This is a genomic window from Methylosinus sp., from assembly GCF_036560965.1.
Taxonomy (GTDB): Bacteria; Pseudomonadota; Alphaproteobacteria; order Rhizobiales; family Beijerinckiaceae; genus Methylosinus.
This window is the reverse complement of the sequence record NZ_DATBQF010000030.1, coordinates 1-8814: the sequence shown is the minus strand read 5'-3', so window position 1 is coordinate 8814 and position 8814 is coordinate 1. Positions and strand designations below refer to the sequence as shown.

Annotated in this window: 5 protein-coding genes and 1 pseudogene; all 6 read right to left on the bottom strand. The window is 64.7% G+C overall.

Translation table 11 applies throughout. From position 1 onward, the window contains the following. Positions 1-1199, bottom strand: a pseudogene (locus tag VIF40_RS09900) (DNA-directed RNA polymerase subunit beta'); the annotation flags it as partial. 223 nt (positions 1200-1422) lie between these two features. Further along, positions 1423-5571 carry a DNA-directed RNA polymerase subunit beta gene (rpoB, locus tag VIF40_RS09895; RefSeq protein ID WP_331937355.1) on the bottom strand — a complete coding sequence of 1383 codons (4149 nt, stop codon included), beginning with the start codon at positions 5569-5571 and terminating at the stop codon, positions 1423-1425. A 173-nt stretch (positions 5572-5744) separates the two neighbouring features. After that, positions 5745-6119: a 50S ribosomal protein L7/L12 gene (gene rplL, locus VIF40_RS09890; protein WP_331937354.1), complete on the bottom strand. Its 375-nt coding sequence runs from the start codon at positions 6117-6119 to the stop codon at positions 5745-5747. A gap of 51 nt (positions 6120-6170) precedes the next feature. Continuing rightward, on the bottom strand, positions 6171-6692 hold the full coding sequence (gene rplJ / locus VIF40_RS09885) for a 50S ribosomal protein L10 (RefSeq protein ID WP_331937353.1): 522 nt from the start codon (positions 6690-6692) through the stop codon (positions 6171-6173). Between the two features lie 992 nt (positions 6693-7684). Then, positions 7685-8389 (bottom strand): 50S ribosomal protein L1, encoded by a 705-nt coding sequence (gene rplA / locus VIF40_RS09880; RefSeq protein ID WP_331937352.1) that lies wholly within the window; start codon positions 8387-8389, stop codon positions 7685-7687. Positions 8390-8393: 4 nt separating this feature from the next. Next, positions 8394-8814: 50S ribosomal protein L11 (gene rplK, locus VIF40_RS09875; protein ID WP_331937351.1), on the bottom strand; the 421-nt coding region annotated here is incomplete at its 5' end.

The window sequence follows — 8814 nt, the reverse complement described above, 5'->3', positions numbered from 1 at the left end:
GCCTGCTTCACGGTCGCCGAATAGCCCTTGGCGTCGAGCCGCGAATAGATGAACGGCTTGAACAGCTCCAGCGCCATTTTCTTCGGCAGGCCGCATTGATGCAGCTTGAGTTCGGGACCGACGACGATGACCGAGCGGCCCGAATAATCCACGCGCTTGCCGAGCAGATTCTGACGGAAGCGGCCCTGCTTACCCTTCAGCATGTCGGCGAGCGACTTCAGCGGGCGCTTGTTGGCGCCGGTGATGACGCGGCCGCGGCGGCCATTGTCGAACAGAGCGTCGACAGCCTCCTGCAACATGCGCTTCTCGTTGCGGATGATGATGTCCGGCGCGCGCAGCTCGATCAGCCGCTTCAGGCGATTGTTGCGGTTGATGACGCGGCGATAGAGATCGTTCAGATCCGAGGTCGCGAAGCGGCCGCCGTCGAGCGGCACCAGCGGACGAAGGTCCGGCGGAATGACCGGAATCTCCTTGAGGATCATCCATTCCGGCTTATTGCCGGACTGAATGAAGGCCTCGATGATCTTCAACCGCTTGGCCAGCTTCTTGGGCTTGAGCTCGGTCGTCGCCTCGATGATCTCCTGCCGGAGGCGCACGGCGATGCCCTCGAGGTCCATCGACTCGAGGATTTTGCGGATCGCCTCGGCGCCGATCATGGCGGTGAAGTGATCCTGCCCATATTCGTCCTGGGCGCGCAGATATTCGTCCTCGGTCAGGAGCTGACGCTCCTTCAAGGGCGTCAGGCCCGCATCGATGACGATATAGCTCTCGAAGTAGAGGATGCGCTCCAGGTCCTTCAGCGTCATGTCCAGCAGAAGGCCGATGCGCGAGGGCAGCGACTTCAGGAACCAGATATGCGCGACGGGCGCGGCGAGCGAGATGTGGCCCATGCGGTCGCGCCGAACGCGCGCGAGCGTCACCTCGACGCCGCATTTCTCGCAGATGACGCCCTTGTATTTCATGCGCTTGTACTTGCCGCACAAGCACTCGTAATCCTTGATCGGCCCGAAGATGCGGGCGCAGAACAAGCCGTCGCGCTCCGGCTTGAAGGTGCGGTAGTTGATCGTCTCCGGCTTCTTGATCTCGCCGAACGACCAGGAGAGGATTTTCTCCGGGCTCGCGATCGAAATTTGAATCTGGTCGAACGCCTGCGGCTGGACGACCGGATTGAAGAGATTCATGACCTCTTGCTGATTCATGGTCTTCTCCTAGGGACGCCGAGCGGAACTCGCCTTTCCGTCACGTCCATGAACTTTTGTGCGCGTCCCTCTCCCGCTTGCGGGAGAGGGTGGCCCGACGTCAGTCGGGTCGGGTGAGGGCATTCCGCGCATGCGATCGGGGCCCTCATCCGACCCTCGCTTCGCGAGGGCTGCGTTCTCCCGCAAGCGGGAGAAGGGAGCGCGCCGATCTTAGGCTATCGCGCTATTCCGCCGCCTCGGCGGCTGTCTCGGCCGGTGGAGCCTCTTCGTCCTCCTCCGGCTCGGCGGAGGTGAGCTCGACATTGAGCGCCAGCGATCGCATTTCCTTGATGAGCACGTTGAAGCTCTCCGGAATGCCCGACTCGAAAGTGTCGTCGCCGCGCACGATCGACTCGTAGACCTTGGTGCGGCCGGCGACGTCGTCCGATTTCACGGTGAGCATCTCCTGCAGCGTGTAGGCCGCGCCATAGGCCTCGAGCGCCCACACCTCCATCTCGCCGAAGCGCTGTCCGCCGAACTGCGCCTTGCCGCCGAGCGGCTGCTGGGTGACGAGCGAATAGGGGCCGATCGAGCGGGCGTGGATCTTGTCGTCGACGAGATGATGCAGCTTCAGCATATAGATGTAGCCGACCGTCACCTTACGATCGAAGGTCTCGCCGCTGCGCCCGTCGAACAAGGTCACCTGCCCGGAGGAGGCGAGCCCCGCCCGCGACAGCATCTCGACGATGTCCTTCTCGCGCGCGCCATCGAAGACCGGCGTCGCGATCGGCACGCCACGGCGCAGATTCTTGCCGACCTCCACCACCGTCGCGTCGTCGAGTCCCTCGAGCGACTCGTTCGGCCCGTAGATGTCGGTGAGCTTCTCCCGCAGCGGCCTGGCGTCCTTGCTGCGCATATAGGCGTCGACGGCGGCGCCCACCTGCTTGCCGAGGCCGGCGCAGGCCCAGCCGAGATGCGTCTCGAGAATCTGGCCGACATTCATCCGGCTCGGCACGCCGAGCGGGTTCAGCACGATGTCGACGGGCTGGCCGTCCTCCAGGAAGGGCATGTCCTCCTGCGGCACGATGCGCGACACCACGCCCTTGTTGCCGTGGCGTCCGGCCATTTTGTCGCCGGGCTGGATCTTACGCTTCACCGCGACGAAGACCTTGACCATCTTCATCACGCCGGGCGGCAGCTCGTCGCCGCGCTGCAGCTTCTCGACCTTGTCGAGGAAGCGGTTCTCGAGACCCTTCTTCGACTCGTCGTATTGCTTGCGCACGGCTTCGATGCCGCTCATCAGCGTGTCGTCCTCGATGACGAAGGTCCACCACTGCGAGCGGGGATATTCGTCGAGGATCGCCTGGCTGAGCGGCTGGTCCTTCTTGAAGGTCTTCGGCCCGGCGACCGCCACCTTGCCGACCAGCATCTCGAAGAGACGGGCGTAGGTGTTGCGGTCGAGGATGGCGAGCTCGTCGTCGCGGTCCTTGGCGAGACGCTCGATCTCCTCGCGCTCGATCGCCTGGGCGCGCTCGTCCTTCTCGACGCCGTGGCGGTTGAACACGCGCACCTCGACGATCGTGCCCTGAACGCCCGGCGGCACGCGCAGCGAGGTGTCGCGCACGTCCGAGGCCTTCTCGCCGAAGATGGCGCGCAGGAGCTTTTCTTCCGGCGTCATCGGGCTCTCGCCCTTGGGCGTGATCTTGCCGACGAGAATATCGCCCGCCTGCACTTCCGCGCCGATATAGACGATGCCGGCCTCGTCGAGATTCTTCAGCGTCTCTTCCGAGACGTTGGGAATATCGCGGGTGATCTCCTCCGGGCCGAGCTTGGTGTCGCGCGCCATCACCTCGAATTCGTCGATATGGATCGAGGTGAAGACGTCGTCCTTGACGATGCGCTCGTTGAGAAGGATCGAATCCTCGAAGTTGTAGCCGTTCCAGGGCATGAAGGCGACGAGCACATTGCGGCCGAGGGCCAGATCGCCGAGATCGGTCGAGGGACCGTCGGCGATGATGTCGCCCTTCGTCACATGGTCGCCGACCTTCACCAGCGGCTTCTGGTTGATGCAGGTCGACTGGTTGGAGCGCTGGAACTTCATCAGACGGTAGATGTCGACGCCGGGCTTGGTCGGGTCCTGCTCCTCCGTCGCGCGGACGACGATACGCGTCGCGTCGATCTGATCGACGACGCCGGCGCGGCGCGCGGCGATGGCGGCGCCCGAGTCGGCGGCGACGATCGGCTCCATGCCGGTGCCGACGAGCGGCGCATCCGCCTTCACCAGCGGCACGGCCTGACGCTGCATGTTGGAGCCCATCAGCGCGCGGTTGGCGTCATCGTTCTCGAGGAACGGAATGAGCGCCGCGGCGACCGAGACCAGCTGCTTGGGCGACACGTCCATCGCATCGACGCGCTCGCGCGGGACCAGCACGACGTCGCCGGCGTGACGGCAGAGCACCAGATCCTCGAGCAGATTGCCCTCCGCGTCGATCGGCGCATTGGCCTGGGCGACGTGGTATTTCTGCTCTTCCATGGCGGAGAGATAGGCGACCTCGCTCGTCACCTTGCCGTCGCGCACGCGCCGATACGGCCCCTCGATGAAGCCGTATTTGTTCACGCGCGCGAAGGTGGCGAGCGAGTTGATGAGGCCGATGTTCGGACCTTCCGGCGTCTCGATCGGGCAGATGCGGCCGTAATGCGTCGGATGCACGTCGCGCACCTCGAAGCCGGCGCGCTCGCGCGTCAGACCGCCCGGGCCGAGCGCCGAGAGGCGGCGCTTATGGGTGATCTCCGACAGCGGATTGGTCTGGTCCATGAATTGCGAGAGCTGCGACGAGCCGAAGAACTCGCGCACCGCCGCCGCCGCCGGCTTGGCGTTGATGAGATCCTGCGGCATCACCGTGTCGATGTCGACCGACGACATGCGCTCCTTGATCGCGCGCTCCATGCGCAGGAGGCCGAGACGATACTGATTCTCCATCAGCTCGCCCACGCTGCGGACGCGGCGATTGCCGAGATGGTCGATATCGTCGATCTCGCCGCGGCCGTCGCGCAGATCGACGAGCGCGCGCACCACGGCGACGATGTCGGCCTTGCGCAGCACGCGCATCGTGTCGGGCGCGTCGAGGTCGAGGCGCATGTTCATCTTCACGCGGCCGACCGCCGAGAGATCATAGCGCTCGGGATCGAAGAACAGCGAAAAGAACATCGCCTCCGCCGTATCCATCGTCGGCGGCTCGCCGGGACGCATGACGCGGTAGATGTCGAACAGCGCTTCCTCGCGCGACGAGTTCTTGTCGACCGCCAGCGTGTTGCGAATGTAGGGGCCGATGTTGATATGGTCGATGTCGAGCACCGGCAGCTCGTCGAAGCCCTTCTCGACCAGCAGCGGCAAGCTCTTGAGCGTGATCTCGTCGCCGGCCTCGGCGAAAATCTCGCCCGTCGACGGATCATAGAGGTCCTGGGCGAGGAACTGGCCGTAGAGGTCCTCGGGCTGGATCTTGATCGCCTTGACGCCCTTCTCGGCGAGCTGGCGGGCGGCGCGCGCGGTCAGCTTCTTGCCGGCCTCGACGATCACCTCGCCGGTGTCGGCGTCGACGATGTCGTTGACCGCCTTCACGCCCTTCAGCCGCTCGGGATCGAAGGGCTGGCGCCAGCTGTCGCCCGAGGCCTTGAACAGGATGGTCTTGTAGAAGGTGGAGAGGATTTCCTCGCCGTCCATGCCGAGCGCGAACAGCAGCGACGACGCCGGAATTTTGCGGCGACGGTCGATACGCGCATAGACGATGTCCTTGGCGTCGAACTCTATGTCGAGCCAGGAGCCGCGATAGGGAATGATGCGGGCCGCGAACAGCAGCTTGCCGGAGGAGTGGCTCTTGCCCTTGTCATGGTCGAAGAACACGCCCGGCGAGCGATGCATCTGCGAGACGATGACGCGCTCTGTGCCATTGACGATGAAGGTGCCGTTCGCCGTCATGAAGGGCATGTCGCCCATATAGACGTCCTGCTCCTTGATGTCCTTGACGGACTTCGCCTGCGTGTCGGGATCGACATCGAACACGATGAGGCGCAGCGTCACCTTGAGCGGCGCGGCGAAGGTCATGCCGCGCTGGCGGCACTCGTCGACGTCGTATTTCGGCGGCTCGAACTCGTAGCGGACGAATTCGAGCAGAGCCACCTGGGCGAAATCGGAAATCGGGAAAACGGATTTGAAAACCGACTGCAGGCCCTCGTCGGGGCGCCCGCCGGCGGGCTCGTCGACGAGCAGGAACTGGTCGTAGGAGGCTTTCTGCACTTCGATCAGATTGGGCATTTCCGCGGCTTCGCGGATATGCCCGAAGAATTTGCGGACACGCTTGCGACCGGAGAAAGTCTGCGCCGAAGTCTGAGCCATGTCGCCTCTCGATCCTCTTCGTAATGAAAGCGAATAGCGAGTTGCGAATAGCGAATATCGTGGGGCCCTTTATTCGCTATTCGCTATTCGCCGTCCGCTCCTTGGGGTCAACTTAGGGTCAACGCGCCGAAAGCCCTCTCCCGCGCGAGGCGGGAGAGGGATGTTCGTTTGTCTTACTTGAGCTCGACCTTGGCGCCGACCTTCTCGAGGGCGGCCTTGATCTTCTCGGCCTCGTCCTTGGAAGCGCCTTCCTTGACCGGCTTGGGAGCGCCCTCGACCAGATCCTTGGCCTCTTTGAGGCCGAGGCCGGTGATCACGCGGACCTCCTTGATGACCTCGATCTTCTTGTCGCCGACGGCGGCCAGAATGACGCCGAACTCGGTCTGCTCCTCCACCGGAGCGGCGGCGGCGGCGCCCGGAGCGGCGGCGACAGCCACGGCGGCGGCAGCGGACACGCCCCACTTCTCCTCGAGAAGCTTGGCGAGCTCGGCGGCCTCGAGCACGGTCAGGCTGGACAGGTCTTCGACGATCTTCTCTAGATTGGCCATTGGTCTTCAGTCCTTCGAATTTGGTTGATTGCTTGTGCGAGCCGCCTGTTGTCAGGCCGCGTTCGCGTCTCTGTCGGCATAAGCCTGGACCACGCGCGCCAGCTTTCCGGCCGGAGCGGTCGTGAGCTGCGCGAGCTTTGTCGCGGGAGCCTGGATGAGGCCCACGAGCTTCGCGCGCAGCTCGTCGAGCGACGGGAGAGTCGCGAGCGACTTCACACCGTCCGGGTCGAGCGCGTGGGCGCCGAGCGCGCCGCCGAGGATGACGAATTTGTCGTGATCCTTGGCGAAGGCTGCAGCGACCTTCGGCGCCGCCACCGGATCGTCCGAATAGGCGATCAGGGTCGGCCCCCTCAGAAGGGGTCCGATAGAGGCGACGCTCGTGCCGTCGAGAGCGATTTTGGCGAGGCGGTTCTTGGCGACCTGAACGGACGCGCCAGATTCACGAGCATGCTTGCGCAGCTTCTGCATCTGGGCGACGGTCAGGCCGGAGTAATGCGCCACGACGACGACCGGGGCCTTCGCAAAGACCTCGTTCAGCGCCGCGACGGCTTGGGCTTTCTCCGCTCTGTCCACGGTTGCTCTCTCCTCGAGCGGGGCGAACCCCGCCGGTTGCGACCAGCCGTCGCATCGCCGCTGGGAGCGGCAAAACGACAGCTCCGTAGATCCTGTCCCCTCGGCTCGGGCCGAAACGGCCTCGCCTCGGATCAGAGGGGCGCCAACCAAATTCGAAAGACCGCGCGCCCGCTTTGAAAAGCGCCGCGTCGGCCCTACAATTCCGGTCTTCCCCGTCTATGCAGGCCGCTCGTCGGGGGCGGAGGGCTCCGCCGTCCAGCGAGCCGATTGAGCCGTCCTCGGTTTGACCCTCGGACAGGCGCCGGCAGTCTCGGACAGGACATGGCCGGACGGGACGCGAGGAATCTCCCCCGGGTCCGCCGGCCTATCCACCGCCTCGCCTTTTCCCATTTCGGGATCGGGTTCGGCGGAAGCTGTTATCTGAAAAGGGGGTCGCGAACGCTGGCCGACCCCGAGGGGCCTTATTTAACGAGCGCTAACGGCTTTGCCAAGCAGAATTTTCAGGCCGCCGGCGCGCGGGACGCCCGCGACGTTCGAGCTCGGGCTCCCCCGCGACCACGCCGAAGCGCCCTTTCGGCCTCGACATAGGCGAGCTTCACGAAGCCGCCCGCGATGACGAGGGCGATCAATGCATGGCCGAGAGCCCTGCAGATTCCTTCATAGACGAATTGGAAAGAGCCGTCTTCGCCCGAAGTCGCGCGACGATCGGCGCCGCGTCTCGCGCTTTGCTCACTGAACATTCACACGACTTTCCTAAAATCGACGATATACGAAAATTTCCACTGCTCGCCTGTCGGGCCGCCAGAGGCGCGAGGCGATGACGAAAGCTTCGCCGAGACTAGCACGAAATTCATGATGAACAATTCATTAAACGGATCGGCGAGCGACAGTCGTCGAAGCTCGCGCCGAATTTCGCGCCGAGAGGGTCCGGACGCCGAAGCGACGCGACCCTCTCCGCGGGAGCGACGGCGGCCGTCGGCCGCCGTCTCGAGTCAGCTCTGCGGCGCGCCGAGCGACGCCACATCCACCTTGACGCCGGGCCCCTGGGTGGAGCTCAGCGCCACGCGCTGAATGTAGGTGCCCTTGGAGCCGGCAGGCTTGGCCTTGGCCACCGCATCCACGAAAGCGCGGATGTTCTCGGCGAGCTTACCCTCCTCGAAGGAGGTCTTGCCCACCGTGCCCTGCACGATGCCGGCCTTCTCGACGCGGAACTCGACGGCGCCGCCCTTGGAGGCTTTCACCGCTCCGGCGACGTCCATCGTCACCGTGCCGACCTTGGGGTTCGGCATCATGCCGCGCGGGCCGAGCACCTTGCCGAGACGGCCGACGAGCGGCATCAGCTCGGGCGTGGCGATGCAGCGGTCGAACTCGATCGTGCCGCCCTGGACGATGGCGACGAGCTCCTCCGCGCCGACGATGTCGGCGCCGGCGGCCGTGGCCTCATCGGCCTTGGCGCCGCGGGCGAAGACAGCGACGCGCAGCGTGCGGCCGGTGCCGTTCGGCAGATTGACGACGCCGCGCACCATCTGGTCCGCGTGCTTGGGATCGACGCCGAGATTCATGGCGATCTCGATCGACTCGTCGAATTTGGCGGTGGCGCTGGCGCGCACTAGCTTGATCGCCTCGTCGACGGGATAGAGCTTGGTGCGCTCGACGCCCTCGCGGGCCTTGGCGATGCGTTTTCCGATATGAGCCATGGTCTCACCCCACCACTTCGAGGCCGATGGAACGGGCGGAACCCTCGATCATCGACGCGGCCGAGTCGATCGACGTCGTGTTGAGGTCCTGCAGCTTCTTCGCGGCGATCTCGCGGATCTGCGCCCGCGTGACCTGGCCGACGAAGCCGCGTCCGGTCGTCTTTGAGCCCGATTTGACGCCCGCCGCCTGCTTGAGGAAGAAGGACACCGGGGGCTGCTTCAGCTCGAAGGTGAAGGAGCGGTCCTGAAAGGCCGTGATGATGACGGGGATCGGCGTCCCCTTCTCGGTCTGCGCCGTCTTGGCGTTGAACGCCTTGCAGAACTCCATGATGTTCAAGCCGCGCTGACCGAGCGCGGGACCGATCGGCGGCGAGGGATTCGCCGAGCCGGCGGGCACCTGGAGCTTGATATAGCCCGTGATTTTC

What these genes read in the sequence shown, in the direction of transcription:
- rpoB (WP_331937355.1), bottom strand. Translation starts at nt 5,571, where the DNA reads ATGGCTCAGACTTCGGCGCAGACTTTCTCCGGTCGCAAGCGTGTCCGC.
- rplL (WP_331937354.1), bottom strand. Translation starts at nt 6,119, where the DNA reads ATGGCCAATCTAGAGAAGATCGTCGAAGACCTGTCCAGCCTGACCGTG.
- rplA (WP_331937352.1), bottom strand. Translation starts at nt 8,389, where the DNA reads ATGGCTCATATCGGAAAACGCATCGCCAAGGCCCGCGAGGGCGTCGAG.